11 protein-coding genes are annotated in these 14,472 nt (G+C 52.0%); 6 read left to right on the top strand and 5 right to left on the bottom strand.

Features of this window, described 5'->3' with window-relative positions; all coding sequences use genetic code 11:
- Positions 1 to 242: 242 nt before the first annotated feature.
- Positions 243 to 3,014: a DNA polymerase I gene (gene polA / locus ABC502_RS13385; RefSeq protein ID WP_345916196.1), complete on the bottom strand. Its 2,772-nt coding sequence runs from the start codon at positions 3,012 to 3,014 to the stop codon at positions 243 to 245.
- A gap of 457 nt (positions 3,015 to 3,471) precedes the next feature.
- Here polA and elbB point away from each other — a divergent pair, with 457 nt between their 5' ends.
- The 3 genes from elbB to ABC502_RS13400 all read left to right on the top strand — a co-directional run bounded on the left by elbB (position 3,472) and on the right by ABC502_RS13400 (position 6,730).
- On the top strand, positions 3,472 to 4,122 hold the full coding sequence (elbB, locus tag ABC502_RS13390) for an isoprenoid biosynthesis glyoxalase ElbB (RefSeq protein WP_330087651.1): 651 nt from the start codon (positions 3,472 to 3,474) through the stop codon (positions 4,120 to 4,122).
- 96 nt (positions 4,123 to 4,218) lie between these two features.
- Positions 4,219 to 4,620 (top strand): c-type cytochrome, encoded by a 402-nt coding sequence (locus ABC502_RS13395; RefSeq protein WP_330087652.1) that lies wholly within the window; start codon positions 4,219 to 4,221, stop codon positions 4,618 to 4,620.
- A 211-nt stretch (positions 4,621 to 4,831) separates the two neighbouring features.
- Positions 4,832 to 6,730, top strand: a complete 1,899-nt coding sequence (locus ABC502_RS13400; protein WP_345916197.1) for a diguanylate cyclase — start codon at positions 4,832 to 4,834, stop codon at positions 6,728 to 6,730.
- On the opposite strand, the gene rep is transcribed toward ABC502_RS13400, so the two are convergent.
- Positions 6,727 to 8,745 (bottom strand): DNA helicase Rep, encoded by a 2,019-nt coding sequence (gene rep, locus ABC502_RS13405; RefSeq protein ID WP_345916198.1) that lies wholly within the window; start codon positions 8,743 to 8,745, stop codon positions 6,727 to 6,729. The genes ABC502_RS13400 and rep overlap by 4 nt on opposite strands.
- A 125-nt stretch (positions 8,746 to 8,870) precedes the next feature.
- Between rep and ABC502_RS13410 the strand changes: the two genes are divergently transcribed.
- Positions 8,871 to 9,158: an accessory factor UbiK family protein gene (locus tag ABC502_RS13410; protein ID WP_330087655.1), complete on the top strand. Its 288-nt coding sequence runs from the start codon at positions 8,871 to 8,873 to the stop codon at positions 9,156 to 9,158.
- A gap of 3 nt (positions 9,159 to 9,161) precedes the next feature.
- Positions 9,162 to 10,445, top strand: coding sequence for an amidohydrolase family protein (locus tag ABC502_RS13415; RefSeq protein ID WP_345916199.1), 1,284 nt, complete (start codon positions 9,162 to 9,164; stop codon positions 10,443 to 10,445).
- Positions 10,446 to 10,480: 35 nt separating this feature from the next.
- Here the strand turns inward: ABC502_RS13415 and ABC502_RS13420 are convergent, their stop codons facing one another.
- On the bottom strand, positions 10,481 to 11,386 hold the full coding sequence (locus ABC502_RS13420; RefSeq protein ID WP_345916200.1) for an ABC transporter ATP-binding protein: 906 nt from the start codon (positions 11,384 to 11,386) through the stop codon (positions 10,481 to 10,483).
- Positions 11,383 to 12,204: an ABC transporter permease subunit gene (locus ABC502_RS13425; protein ID WP_345916201.1), complete on the bottom strand. Its 822-nt coding sequence runs from the start codon at positions 12,202 to 12,204 to the stop codon at positions 11,383 to 11,385. The genes ABC502_RS13420 and ABC502_RS13425 overlap by 4 nt, the downstream gene beginning before the upstream one ends.
- A 151-nt stretch (positions 12,205 to 12,355) precedes the next feature.
- Here ABC502_RS13425 and ABC502_RS13430 point away from each other — a divergent pair, with 151 nt between their 5' ends.
- Positions 12,356 to 13,669, top strand: a complete 1,314-nt coding sequence (locus ABC502_RS13430; RefSeq protein ID WP_345916202.1) for an MFS transporter — start codon at positions 12,356 to 12,358, stop codon at positions 13,667 to 13,669.
- Positions 13,670 to 13,672: 3 nt separating this feature from the next.
- Here ABC502_RS13430 and ABC502_RS13435 read toward each other — a convergent pair whose 3' ends face one another.
- Positions 13,673 to 14,395 carry a VC0807 family protein gene (locus tag ABC502_RS13435; protein WP_345916203.1) on the bottom strand — a complete coding sequence of 241 codons (723 nt, stop codon included), beginning with the start codon at positions 14,393 to 14,395 and terminating at the stop codon, positions 13,673 to 13,675.
- Between the last annotated feature and the right edge of the window lie 77 nt (positions 14,396 to 14,472).

A 14,472-nucleotide genomic window follows, 5' to 3' on the forward strand; every position in this document is an offset into this window, starting at 1 on the left:
AAAAACGCTCCACTGCAAGCAGTGGAGCGGCTAATAGTAAGCTTACCTTCTGGTGTAGAACCGGGTTCTGACACTGAAAGATAGAACATCTTACCTCTGTACCCTACCCTTTCTATGTTAGCGTGCACTGCTAAAAAATCAAGCAGGTTTGGTAAAAAAACTACAAAAAATCATTTTTAAGCCTTTGTAAGCCATATTGCGGTAATAAAATTACCATGCCATGGCCGTGCTGTCGGCTCTGTTTAATGCGCTTGCTGCCAATTATCGCCAAAGCCAGCCTCTGCCAATAACGGCACATTCAAGCTGGCGGCCTGCTCCATCACTGTCGCCAGCTCACGGGCTGCAGTGTCAACTTGCTCACAGGCTACTTCAAACACCAGTTCATCGTGCACCTGCATGATCATCACCGCTTGCAGCTCACTGTGCTGTTCCAGGTAAGCTGCAACATCTATCATCGCTCGTTTAATGATATCAGCAGCTGTCCCTTGCATCGGTGCATTGATGGCTGCACGCTCAGAGGCTTTTTTCCTGGCCATATTACGGGCATTGATTTCCGGCAGGTACAGACGACGACCAAAAATGGTTTCAACAAAACCCTGCTCATGAGCCTGCTTGCGGGTTCGCTCCATGTAAGCCAACACCCCCGGGAAACGCTCAAAGTAACGATCCACATATTGCTGAGCTTCCTGACGACCAATATCCAGCTGACGTGCCAGGCCAAAAGCTGACATGCCATAAATCAGCCCAAAGTTTACCGCTTTGGCGCGACGACGTTGCTCCGAGGTCACCTCCGCCAAAGGCACGGCAAACACCTCCGCAGCGGTAGCCTTGTGAATATCCAACCCGGCGGCAAAAGCATCCAGCAGTGCTTTATCACCTGAAAGGTGCGCCATAATACGCAGTTCAATCTGCGAGTAATCAATAGCGAGTATTTTTTTACCCTGTGGTGCAATAAAGGCGTGCCGAATGCGCCGACCTTCTTCACTGCGAATAGGGATATTCTGTAAGTTCGGCTCAGTTGAACTTAACCGGCCGGTGGCTGCTACAGCCTGGTGATAGGATGTATGCACCCGCCCTGATGCTTTTACCATTTTTGGCAGCTTGTCAGTATAGGTGGATTTAAGTTTACTGAGCGCACGGTGCTCCATCAGCAAGCGCGGCAGCTCGTAGTCATGCGCCAGCTCCTGCAATACCTCTTCTGCAGTGGATGGAGTCCCTTTTGGGGTTTTCTTCAAAACCGGTAATTGTTGTTGCTCAAACAAAATGTGCTGCAGCTGTTTTGGCGAAGCCAGATTGAACTCTTGCCCTGCTAATTGGTGTGCCTGTTGTTCCAGTTCTGCCAGCCGAACAGCTAGTTGCTGGCTTTGCTGACGCAATAAACTGGCATCAATCAGGACACCATGCCGTTCCATCGCTGATAAAATCGGTACCAATGGCATTTCAATATCCTGCAGTACCTGTAGCAGCGATGGCGTTTGTTGTAGCTGTGGCCATAAAGTCTGATGCAGACGCAAGGTGACATCAGCATCTTCTGCGGCATAACGACTGGCTTGTTCCAGCTCAACCTGGTTAAAGGTCAGCTGTTTGGCGCCCTTGCCGGCAATATCGTTAAAGCTAATGGTATTGTGGCCTAAGTATTTCAACGCCAGACTGTCCATGTCGTGGCGGGAGCCCACACTGTTCAACACGTACGACTCCAGCATGGTATCAAAGGCGATGCCCTGTAAAGCAATGCTGTAGCGTGCCAATACGCTTTGATCGTATTTCAGGTTCTGCCCCACTTTGGCTTTGCCTGCATCTTCCAGCCACGGCTTTAATCTGGCCAGCGCCCACTCTTTATCCAGCTGTGCCGGCGCATCCAGGTAATCGTGCGCCAAAGGTAAATACCAGGCTTTACCTGGCTCGGTCGCAAAAGACAGACCAACCAGCTCTGCCTCCATATAATCCAGGCTGGTGGTTTCGGTGTCGAATGCCGTCAGCTCACTATGCGCCAGCTCATGCATTAACTGTTCAAACGCCTGCTCACTCAGCACAGTTTGATAGCCCGACTGATCCAGGCTGACAGCCACCGGTTGCTCAGCCTCCTGCTCCAGTGCTGCGGCATCGACTTTATTGCTGGATGGCTCAGTGTCACTACTGAGCAATTCTTTCAGCCAGCGATTAAACTCGCAAACTTTGTACAGCTCAGCTAAAGCAGAGGTGTTCGCTGGTTGTATGGTTAAATCATCCAGTTGGTAGGGCAACTCAACATCGGTTTTGATGGTAGCCAGTAGATACGACAGCTCCACCTGCTGCTGATGTGCCAGTAGCTTTTCTGCCATGGTTTTGGCGCCACGGAAATTGAGTTCAGCCAGCTTCTCCGGCTGAGCTAACAAGGCTGAAATGCCGCCAATGCCCTGCAACATGGCCGTAGCCGTTTTATCGCCCACTCCCGGCAAGCCGGGAATGTTGTCTGATTTATCTCCTACCAATGCCAGATAATCAATAATCAACTCCGGTGGCACTCCGAATTTTGCTTCCACACCCGCTGGATCCAGCACAGTATTAGTCATGGTATTGATCAGGGTGACATGCTGATCGACCAGTTGTGCCATGTCTTTATCACCCGTTGAGATCACCGTATCGCGCCCAATCGCACTGGCGGCTCTGGCCAGGGTACCAATCACATCATCGGCCTCTACCCCGGAAATACACAACAGTGGCAGACCCATAGCCTGAATAATTTGATGTAATGGCGCGATCTGATTGCGCAAATCATCTGGCATAGGTGGCCGGTGCGCTTTGTAATCGGCATAAAGCTCGTTACGAAAGGTTGGTCCTTTGGCATCAAAAACCACCGCCATTTGCTCAGGCCGATATTGTTTAAGTAAGCTTTTCAGCATGTTGACCACGCCGTAAATAGCTCCTGTGGCTTCACCTTTTGAGTTGGTCAGGTGAGGCGGGGCGTGATACGCCCGAAACAGATAAGAGGAGCCATCTACTAAAACAAGAGGAGTATCCGGGTGTGAAGCCATAGTGCATCCTGTACTTTTGCCAATAGGTGTCATGCTTAGGTTAGAATCATACTACAGGCAGGGTAAGGGATATAGTCAGGATCACTGTGGCAAGTTCAAAGTAGCCTCGCCCGGACAATCTGTGGATAACTTTGTGCAAAAGATAAGTTGAAGGTGTAGGAATGTGCTGGTCAACGCTAAATTCGCACCAGGTAACTTATTGAAAGTATTAATGTATTTAACAGGGAGAACAGCTGGAACCCTTATTATTTTTTTTATTCCATCGTGTGGAAAATTATTTCTGATGGCAGCTGATGGCGATCAGAAAAAACCAGCAGACGCATCGTCAGCGGTTGTGTAGACTATCACAGAAAGAGAACCAGGCCAGCCATTTTTTTAAATAATTTTAGCTTAAGAAAATCGGTTTAAGAATGCTTTGCTATAAGCCATTATAAACAATGATTTACAGGAGGCGATAATGAAGAAAGTAGCGGTTATTCTAAGTGGCTGCGGCGTATACGACGGCGCAGAGATCCATGAGTCAGTGCTCACCTTGTTGCACCTTGAGCTGCAGCATGCCAGTTACCAGTGTTTTGCCCCGGATGTTACCCAACACCATGTGATCAATCATCTGACGGGCGAAGAAATGACCGAACAACGCAATGTGCTGGTGGAAGCTGCCCGTATTGCCAGAGGCGCGATTAAGCCTCTGACGGAATTAGTCGCCACAGACTTTGATGCTTTGGTATTGCCCGGTGGCTTTGGCGCGGCAAAAAATCTGTCGGACTTTGCGCTTCAGGGTGCTGGGGCCACTGTCTTACCGGAGCTGAAGCGATGCATCCAGGCATTTGCAGCGGCAGACAAGCCGGTCGGCTTTATCTGCATAGCTCCAGCGCTAATCCCACTCATTTATCCACAGCCGGTAAGTTTGACCATTGGTACCGATACGGATACAGCCGCTGCGCTGGAGAGCCTGGGGGCACAGCATGTTCAGTGCCAGGTACAGGATATTGTGGTGGATCATCAGGCAAAGGTAGTTTCCACCCCAGCTTACATGCTGGCTCAATCAGTTGCAGAAGCCAACAGCGGCATTAAAAAGTTAATTGCGGCGCTACTCGAGCTTGCCTGAGAACAGCACGGCATGGTTGAACGGGGCTTCCCCAACGTCAACGGGCTCGCTATAATGGCGCAAGATTTGTACAAAATTGAAACAGGACCCACAACGATGAGAAAAATCTACCTTGTAGCGACGGCTGCATGTGCTTTGCTGTTCACTGGCCTGGCCACAAGTTCTGCTGCTGATGAGGAGCTACGTAAACGCATTGCTCCGGTTGGCCAGGTGTATCTGGATGGTGAAGCCCCGGCTCAGGTCGTTGCTGATACAGGCCCTCGTAGTGGTGAGCAGGTGTATCAAACCGCTTGCTTTGCCTGCCATGGCACTGGAGCCCTGGATGCGCCTAAACCTGGGGATGCTTCAGCCTGGCAAGCCCGTATCGATCAGGGTTTTGACGTGATGCTGCGTCACTCCATTGAGGGTTTTGGCAATATGCCTGCCATGGGTACCTGCATGAATTGCTCTGAAGATGAAATCGCTGAAGCCATTCGCTTTATGATTAAAGATATTTAATCACTGCATTTCCTGTACGCTGGCCTGAAAGCATCAGGCCAGCTTTGCTTCCTCAGCAAGAACCCCCTTATAGATATTTCGCTACTTTCTATATTAAAAAAGTATAAATAACAGCCTAATTTCGATGGTCTTTGATTTCCCTCTGTGCAAAGTTTGTGCATAATGGTGTAGTTTTATGCGCCAAAGCCAACAATAATTATTAGAGACGAAGTTGAAGGACTTAACGAATCGTACCCGCGCACAGCAACGCGCAGAAGCCAATCAGCAGCGGCTGCAGCATATGGCTGACCGTTACCGACAGGCTTATACCATTCAGGGTGCCCTGTTGCGCCTGTCGGAACTGGCAAGCACTGTTGCTGATATGAAAGAATTCTATCCTGCCATTCATCAAATGGTAGCCGAACTGCTGCATGCCAAAAATTTCTACACCGTGCTGCATGATCAGGCATCGGACAGTTTTACACTCGAGTACTTCTCCGATGAAAAAGATCAGCAAGTTATTCTGCAAGTTCCCTCAGATGCCTTTGCTTCCGGCTTGACAGGCTATGTGTTTCGCACAGCACAACCTTTACTCTGCAACAAAGAGCAGTTTGAGCAGCTGATCGCCAGTGGTGCCATTCAGGCTCAGGGCAGCATGCCAACTCACTGGATGGGCATCCCGCTGAAGCGGGAGCAACAAGTCATCGGTGTGATGGCCATTCAAAGTTATGATCCGGAGAAACAGTACACAGCTCAGGATCTTGAGGTGTTTGGTCACTTAGGCAGCCATACTGTCACTGCCATTGACCGGGTCCGCAGCCGTGAGCTGCTGGAGCAAACAGTGCGCGAGCGCACCCGGCAGCTGCAACGGACCAATCAGGAGCTACAAAAAGAAATCAAAGAGCGGATTGCAGCGGAGAAGCTGCAAAGTTCACTGTATCGGATTTCAGAGCTGTCAGCCTGCAGCAAAAACATGCAAAGCTTTTACCACGATATCCATCAGGTATTGTGTGAGCTGATGTATGCGGAAAACTGTTACATCGCCTTGCTTGATGCCAGCGATAACACCCTAAGCTTCCCCTTTTACCGTGATCAATATACGCCTGCAGCTCCAAAGCGCCCGTTAGGTAAAGGACTTACTGAATACATTATCCGCCGTGGTGAGGCGGCACTGATTGATGGCGCTGCTGCCACTCAACTGAACCAGCAGGGAGACATTACCCGTGGCATGGTCACCTCCTTACGCACCACCCGCTACTCAACCAGCTGGTTAGGAGCCCCCCTGCTGCTGGATGATGAAGTGATTGGTGTGATTGCCCTGCAAGCTTACGATTATAAATACGATTACAGCGAACAGGAATTGAAGATCCTGCGCTTTGTATCACGCCATATTGCCGTTGCCATTCAACGCAAGCTGGCAACTGAACAACAGCGCAAACATCAGGAAGATCTGGAACGCAAGGTGTTTGAACGCACCCGGGAGTTACGCCAGACTAATCTGTTCTTACGTCTGCAGGTTGAAGAACGCAAAAAAATCGAAGAGAAGCTGTTTCACGAAGCCAATCACGATGCCCTGACCGGTTTGGCAAATCGTCCGCGCTTTCTCCAGTTGCTGCAGCAACAGTTCAGGCAACGTAAACGACAAAGCGATGGCAGACTGGCGCTGCTTTTTATCGATCTCGACCGCTTTAAAGCCATCAATGATAGTCTTGGCCATGCCTGTGGTGATCATTACCTGATTGAAACCAGCCACCGCTTACAACAAGCAGTGCGTGAGCATGATGTAGTCGCACGCCTCGGTGGCGATGAGTTTGTGGTGATGCTGACGGATATTCAACAGCAACTGGATGTTGAGGAGGTTGCCGATCGTATTATTGAGTCGGTCAGGCAACCGGTGCTTATTGAACAACAGCAGGTTTTATCCGGTGCCAGCATTGGTATTGCGTTGTACCACACAGATTACCAGGATGCCGATGAAATGCTGCGTGATGCCGATGCGGCCATGTATCAGGCAAAATCACTTGGCAGCAATCGTTTTGTGATTTTTACCGCAGAGATGCTGGAGGTGAATGCCCCAAAGCCTGATGCCGGCAGCAAGATGCAAAGCTGTCGGGAAGTACAGGCTGGTTAATCCGGCTTTTTTAACAATTGCCGCAAGCGATCAATATTGGCTTTACCTGTCTCCTGCCGTTGCTCTGCCGTTTTTGGGGCTGCGCTGTGTTGCCAGTCCAGATCGTCTTGTGGCAACTCATACAAAAAACGACTTGGTTCAGGCCGGATCACCTCACCGTACTGACGACGCTCTTTGGCATAGGTAAAAAACAGCTCACGCTGTGCCCGGGTCACACCAACGTACGCCAATCGGCGCTCTTCTTCAATGTTGTCTTCATCAATGCTGCCCTGGTGCGGCAAAATGCCTTCTTCCATACCCACCATAAACACATAGGGAAATTCCAGCCCTTTTGAAGCATGCAAGGTGAGCAACTGCACCTGATCCGACTGCTCATCCTGTTCCTGACGCTCCATCATATCGCGTAAGGTTAAACGGGTGACGACTTCCGGCAGAGTCATGGGCTCATCGTCCTCTTTGCCTTCCAGCATTTCGACAATCCAGCGAAATAACTCATTGACGTTTTTCATCGCCATTTCAGCGGCTTTTGGGCTATTGCTGGTTTCGAACAGCCAGGCTTCATACTGACTCTGCCGGATCAAGTCACGGATTGCATCGACAGGCTCAGAGCGCTTGACTTGCTCCGTTAGTGCCAGGATCCAATTGCCAAATCCCTGCACAGCCTGATAACCACGGGCGGGCAAACGGTGCGCCAACTCCGGTGCAAAACAACTGCTGAACAAACTGCTGTGCTGTTCATGTGCCAAAGTGCCCAGCTTTTCCAGAGTAGCGGCCCCTATTTCCCGCCGTGGAACATTGATAATTCGCAATAACGCATTGTCATCATCCTGATTGACCAGCAAACGCAGGTAGGCCATCACATCCTTAATTTCTGCCCGGGAAAAGAACGAGGTCCCCCCAGAGATCCGGTAGGGGATGCGGTTGCTCATCAGCGCCTTTTCAAAAATACGTGCCTGGTGATTGCTGCGATACAATAAGGCGTAATCTTTGTAGTGTGTTCGATTACTGAAACGGTGCGAAATAATTTCCGCCACCACTTTCTCTGCCTCATCCTCTTCGTGCTTGCAGGGCAATACCTTCAGTGGCATGCCATACCCGATATCACTGAACAGCTGCTTTTCAAACACATGCGGATTGTTGGCAATCAGTATATTGGCCGCTTTCAAAATCCGCTCAGACGAGCGGTAATTTTGCTCCAGCTTGATCAGCTTAAGATTAGGGAAATCCTGCTGCAATAACGCCAGATTTTGCGGTTTGGCACCACGCCAGGAGTAGATCGACTGATCATCGTCACCTACCACAGTAAAACGCTGACGCTCACCAACCAGTAACTTTACCAACTGATATTGGCTGGTATTGGTATCCTGATATTCGTCTACCAGTAAATAGCGGATCTTTTGCTGCCAGCGCGCTCTTACCTCGGGCTGATGCTGCAGCAGCAAGGTTGGCAATAAAATTAAATCATCAAAATCAAAGGCATTATATGCCTTTAGTAATTGGGTGTACCGCAAGTAGTACTGGGCCTGCAGCTGCTCTTCCGGTTGCTGCGCCTGCTTCAGTGCCAGTTCCGGCAGCATCAGATCATTCTTCCAGTTGGATATTTTGCTTTGCAACTGCTTCAGTAAGTCTTTGTCACCCAGATAGTCTGCTTCAGTCAATTCTTTTAACAGTGCCATCGAATCCTGATCATCGAACAAACTAAAGCTGGCTTTGTAGCCAAGCGCCCGATATTCCTTTTTCAAAATGCCCAGACCCAGAGTATGAAAAGTCGAGATGGTTAAACCGCGGCAGGCCGGCTTAGGCAGTTGCAAACTAATACGCTCTTTCATCTCCCGGGCGGCTTTATTGGTAAAGGTCACGGCAGCAATATGGCGGGCAGGCAACTGGCACTGCTCAATCAAATAAGCAATTTTATTGATAATTACCCTGGTTTTACCGCTGCCAGCCCCCGCCAATACCAGGCAGGGTCCGGAGATGTAATGCACAGCTTCATTCTGTTGCGGATTTAATTTCATTGCGAACTGGCAGAGCTCATTTTACATTGTTTAGCAGGCCGGCCAGTTTACCGGAAAATCCGCTAAAAGAGCAGCGCAAGCTTTGTTATACTCAGCCTCTGTGCAGACAAACAAAGGTTCCCATTATGATCGACCCCAAAAAAATTGAAGATTTGGCCAAGCAGATTGGAGCCGTTATCCCGGCCAAAGTGCGCCAGGCTGCTGATGATATTGAAAGTAAGATCAAAATTGTGCTGCAACAAAAGTTGGCTGATCTGGATGTCATCAGCCGGGAAGAGTTTGATGTTCAACGCCAGGTGTTAGCACGCACCCGTGAAAAAGTAGATGCCTTGGAGCAACAATTGCACGCCTTATTGGCTGCACAGCAACCACTAAAGCAACCAAGCACACCGCCCAGCTCAGATCAGGAGTAAAGGATGACACGAAGCGCCATAGCCAGCCTGTTGCTACTGCTGTGCAGCACAGGCGCCCTGGCTGCCGATAAGCTGATACTGGCAGGCCAACTGCTGGACGTCCAAAGCGGAGAGCTAACTGCCAGCCAGGCTATTCTGGTTCAGGATCAACGCATACAGCAAATCCTGCCCATTCGTCAGTTATCGCCTGCCCAGCGCGCCATCCCAACCCTGGATTTATCCGCTTATACCGTGTTGCCTGGTCTTATTGATATGCATGTGCATCTGACTTCCAATCCGCAGCAACATGGCTTTCGCCGGCTCAATTCTACTCCGTCACGGCAAGCTATTTTTGGTGTTGGCGCCGCCGAAGTCACGCTGCATGCTGGCTTTACCACAGTCCGCAACCTGGGCGCAGCGGGTTTTGCCGATGTAGATTTACGCAATGCCATTGATGAAGGGGAAATTACCGGGCCCAGAATGCGGGTGGCCGGCCACTCGATTTGCATGACAGGCGGTCACTGCGACAACAATTTACTGCCCCATACCTATGCCGCTACTGGCTTTGGTGTCGCCAATAGCCCGGATGAAACCCGCAAACGGGTTCGGGAAAACATGAAATACGGCGCCAATCTCATCAAGTTCACTGCCACCGGTGGTGTGCTATCACGCAACACCGATGTGAATGCCAGCCAGTTCAGCCTGGCAGAGATGCAGGCGTTGGTGGCCGAAGCACATGACCGTGGTGCCAAAGTGGCTGCGCATGCTCATGGACTGCATGGTATGAAACGGGCCATTGAGGCTGGCGTCGACTCCATTGAGCACGCCAGCTTCTTAAACGACGAAGTATTGGCAATGGCAGCCGAACGTGGCACTTACCTGGTGATGGACATCTATGTCAGCGATTATATTTTAAGTGAAGGCGAAGCAGCGGGCATTTTGCCTGAGTCTCTGGCCAAAGAGCGACAGGTCGGCCAACTGCAACGCGAAAACTTTCGCCGCGCGGTCGCGGCCGGTGTCAATCTGGCCTATGGCACCGATGCTGGCGTTTATACCCATGGCCACAATGCTCGCCAGTTTGCCTACATGGTGGAGTGGGGTATGACCCCCTTGCAAGCCATTCAGAGTGCCACCCTGCACGCTGCCACTTTGCTGGACTGGCGCAATGAACAAGGTCAGTTGAATGTTGGCCTGTTAGAGCCCGGTGCCTATGCCGATCTGGTCGCGGTTGAAGGCAATCCCTTGCAAAACATCCGCCTGCTTGAAGCCATTCCGGTGGTGGTGAAGGGTGGGCTACAGGTCAAGTAAACAGCACAAAGGCCAACACTTTTCAGTTTGTTGGCTTAGCCGTCTGATTGAAACAACAGTTGCTCCAGTGACTGTCCCCGGCTTAACTGCCGATAGTCAATGCCCTGCTGGTGCAACAATTGCAGCAATAGGACATCAAAATCGGCTGCCCGCTCGGCATCGTACTGCAAATCCAGCTGCAATTTGCTCACTATCTGAAAAGACACCAGACCAGGCAACTGCTGCAGCAAAGGCAGCAAAGGTTGATAATTTTCCTGGCACAACTGTAAGCGAAGCACTCCTGCCCCGCTGGCCTGGGCTATTTGCTGCCGAATCTGGCCTTGTTCCAGCATCAGCACAGTGCCACACAGCTGCTCCAGCTCAAACAGGTTGTGCGAACTGATTACAAAGGTACAGTCTTTACTTAATCGCTGAATGCAATCGCGCAAGGCTTTGGCATGCAGCGGATCCAGCCCGGCAGTCGGCTCATCCAGCAGCACCAGCTCAGGCTCACCCAGCAGTGCCTGGGCAATCGCCAGTCGCTTGCGCATGCCGTGGCTTAGCTGCGCTACCTTTGCACCCGCTTCCGCCGTTAAATCCACCAGTGCCAGCACCCGCTCAGTTTCCTGCCGGGATTTTGCCACTGACATTCCTTGCAAGCGAGCCAACCAATGCAACTGCCTGGCCAGGCCAAAATCCGGATCAAACTGCGCATCCTGTGGCAAAGCACCTAAGCGTCCACTCAGGGCTGGACTACCCGCCTGATGCCCCAGCACCTGCACCCGGCCCTGATCGGGCTGAATGTAGCCACAAAGCACACTCAGCAAGGTGGTTTTACCGGCTCCATTGGCACCCACCAGCGCAATCGGAGCTCCGGCATGGAGCTGCAGATCCAGTTGCTGCAATACCGCCTTGTTGCCAAAATGCTTACTCAGCCCCTGACAATCGACCAGTACTGTCATATGCCCCTCCGTTGAAAGCTATACAGTGAAAGTGCCAACAACAACAGCGCTTGCCCAACCGGCAGGGCCAAGGGTGCCCAGGATTGCCAGGGCTGACTGTTCATCAGTGCCGGGATCTGAGCACCAGGCAACCAGCCAAACAGCGGCAGCACACCGGGCCAGTAATAGGCAAGCACTCCTAACACCACTGGCAAGACACTCAGCACGACGATGGCCAGACTAACGGCAGCCCGACTGGAGTTCAGCCACACCGACATCAGGCTCATCAAGGCAGTAAAAGGCAGCAAGCACAGCATCACGAAAACCCAGCAAAACAAGGCCGCGCTTAACAGCTCAAGGCTCAAAGCCGCTCCCTGCCATAAGGCCAGCGCCAGGCTGGCTGCCAGAGTAACTGCCAGCAAAGTCCCCTGCACCAGCAACTGGCCAAGGAAGCGCCCCAGCAGCAAGCTACTGCGACTGATACGCAGGCAGTACAAGCGCAAGGTACCCCGGCTGCGATCGCGGCAAATCTGTCCGGCACTAAAGAGCACGGCCGCCATCGGGCTTAACACCAAAGCCAGTAACCAAAACAGGCTCAGTTCTGGTCGAGGCCAGAGCAATAACTGCCGCACATCGACCCAGCCTGCGACCATTTCAGCCCCTTCGTTAATGGCAGGATCCAGCATCCATTGGCTGAGCGGCATCACCAGATAGCGCAGCAACACAAACCACAGCAGACAAGATGCGGCAATGGTTAACCAGCCTCTGCGGGTTAAAAAAAGCCGTTGCCATTCGATCTGGCTAAGCAACCAGAGTTGGGACCAGGCGGGCAGATGCATACAAGCTCCTTGGCAAAGAAAAGACACGATAAATCCAGCAATATCAGTGCCAGAATAAAAATGACTAAAATTCAATACACTAGCCTGCTAGACTAAGGCTATTGAAGTCTAAAGGCGACTTTTTTCGTCAGAATCACCATCCGGAGGTAGCGTGACCCCATCCCAGGAAAAAGTAGACAAGCTGTACAGCCTGATAGCCAACGAAGAAGATGCCCGTGCCTGCAAGGATATCTCGGAGCAAGCTTGTACCGAAGTGCCGCGCAATTTTTTCTTAATCTTAATCAGCCAAACCCTGACCAGCTTGGGCGATTTACTGACCAGCCCGAAAACCGTGCTAACCTGGCTGATGACCGCAGTGGGCGCCCCAGCGGCTTTGATTGCCTGGCTGGTGCCTATTCGCGAGTCGGGATCTTTGCTGCCGCAGCTGCTGATTGGCGCCTGGGTGCGCCAGCATGCGCTGCGCAAACCCTTTCTGGTGTTGGGCGCCATCATCCAGGCACTCAGCCTGTTTGGCATGGTGCTGGCGGTGCTCTGGCTGGAGGGGCTAAGCGCTGGCCTGGCGATACTCGGCTTGCTGGTGGTTTTTAGCCTGGGCCGGGGCCTGAACTCGGTGGCAATGAAAGATGTGCAGGGCAAAACCATCCCGAAGCAGCGGCGTGGCCGGTTAACCGGTCTGGCCAGCACCGTATCAGGCTTGCTGACCACCGGCGTATCCATCTGGCTGCTAAGCAGCGTGAAAGAAGCCGGCGTGCTGATCTATGTGCTGTTGCTGCTCGGGGCTGCCATGCTGTGGTTTGGTGCAGCTACCTTATTCAGTCAGATTGATGAAGAGCCTGGTGAGACCAGCGGCGGAGGCAATGCCATGCAGCAAGCCTTTGCTAACTTAGCGCTGCTGCGGAACGATGTACTGTTTCGCCACTTTGTCATTACCCGGGCACTGCTGCTCAGCTCGGCGCTGGCCACGCCTTTTTTGATTGTGCTGGCGCAGCAGCACAGTAGCTCGGGCGCTTTATTGGGGGCTTTTTTGCTGGCCAGCAGCCTGGCCAGTTTGCTCAGTTCCAGCATCTGGGGCTGGCTGGCCGATTGGTCCAGCCGGCGGGTGCTTTTGCTGGCGGCAGCCCTTGCCTCGGTATTCTGTTTTATCGCTGCCATCGCCAGTCAGCTGGATGGCGCGCTGGTAGCCAGCATCTGGTTTTACCCGCTGCTGTTTATGCTGCTGAGCATTGCGCATGCCGGAGTGCGGGTGGGGCGTAAAACCTACTTGCTGGATATGGCCGGCGGCAACAAACGCACCGATTACGTTTCGGTCAGCAATACCGTAATTGGGGCCTTGTTGCTGCTAACCGGTTTGGTCAGTGCGGTGGTCGCCAGCTGGTCGCTGTTTGCGGTGCTGGTGTTGTTCGCCGCCATGAGTGGCCTGGGGGTGCTGTTTTCCTGGCGGCTAAAAGAAGTGACTGCGTCCTGAAAATTAGCTTTCAGGCGCACCCACCAAAAACTGATCCAGCTCTTCGCCGGTCAGTTTGCCGATTTGGCTAAACAGATAGAGTACCGCAAACATCATAATGATGGTGCAGGGAATGGCAATGACCGGAAAGCTGAGCGCTGTCATACGGCCAATTTCGGCATTAAAGGCTTCGGTACCGGCCGGACTGACTACTATCCATTTGGCCAGCACATAATTGAGCACAGCCGACAGTGCAAAGGAGCTGGCCAGCAGGTAGGTACTGATTTGGACTTTCTGCTCAAACTGCTGGGTTGCCTGTTTGGCGGCAAGGGCAGCAGCCAGCTTGTCGGTGCGGATCAGATCGTCGTTCAGTAGCAGCTTGCGTACCAGCGAATAGCGGGTGTTGTGGGTCAGGATCACCGCGATGCCCAGCACGGCCGGTACCGCCGCTTCTTTGATGGCGATGTAGGCCGGATCCAGCTGCAACAAGCCAATACCACCAGTCAGCAGCACACTGATCACCCCAAGCACCGAGAAGAAATTCACTTTGTCGCTACGAACAAAATCCCAGCAGCCATAGACCACCGGAAACGCCAGTGCCACCACCAAAGCCCACATCGGCCCCAGGTGCGCATCGCCGCTGAACTTGCTTAAAATCACCACCGGAATAATGATGTTAAACACCAGATTGCTAAAAAAGCCGCCTTTTTTGCGGGCGGGTTTGGCTGGGGTTACCGATTCACTCATTATTGCACGCTCTGTTGTTTCAATCTGCCCAGTATACTCATAGCCGCTGACTTGTCACCTGTGCCTGAAGCAGTCAC

Source organism: Alkalimonas sp. NCh-2 (assembly GCF_039631345.1).
Lineage (GTDB): Bacteria > Pseudomonadota > Gammaproteobacteria > Enterobacterales > Alteromonadaceae > Alkalimonas > Alkalimonas mucilaginosa.

What these genes read in the sequence shown, in the direction of transcription:
- polA (WP_345916196.1), bottom strand. Translation starts at nt 3,014, where the DNA reads ATGGCTTCACACCCGGATACTCCTCTTGTTTTAGTAGATGGCTCCTCT.
- elbB (WP_330087651.1), top strand. Translation starts at nt 3,472, where the DNA reads ATGAAGAAAGTAGCGGTTATTCTAAGTGGCTGCGGCGTATACGACGGC.
- ABC502_RS13395 (WP_330087652.1), top strand. Translation starts at nt 4,219, where the DNA reads ATGAGAAAAATCTACCTTGTAGCGACGGCTGCATGTGCTTTGCTGTTC.
- rep (WP_345916198.1), bottom strand. Translation starts at nt 8,745, where the DNA reads ATGAAATTAAATCCGCAACAGAATGAAGCTGTGCATTACATCTCCGGA.
- ABC502_RS13410 (WP_330087655.1), top strand. Translation starts at nt 8,871, where the DNA reads ATGATCGACCCCAAAAAAATTGAAGATTTGGCCAAGCAGATTGGAGCC.
- ABC502_RS13415 (WP_345916199.1), top strand. Translation starts at nt 9,162, where the DNA reads ATGACACGAAGCGCCATAGCCAGCCTGTTGCTACTGCTGTGCAGCACA.
- ABC502_RS13420 (WP_345916200.1), bottom strand. Translation starts at nt 11,386, where the DNA reads ATGACAGTACTGGTCGATTGTCAGGGGCTGAGTAAGCATTTTGGCAAC.
- ABC502_RS13425 (WP_345916201.1), bottom strand. Translation starts at nt 12,204, where the DNA reads ATGCATCTGCCCGCCTGGTCCCAACTCTGGTTGCTTAGCCAGATCGAA.
- ABC502_RS13435 (WP_345916203.1), bottom strand. Translation starts at nt 14,395, where the DNA reads ATGAGTGAATCGGTAACCCCAGCCAAACCCGCCCGCAAAAAAGGCGGC.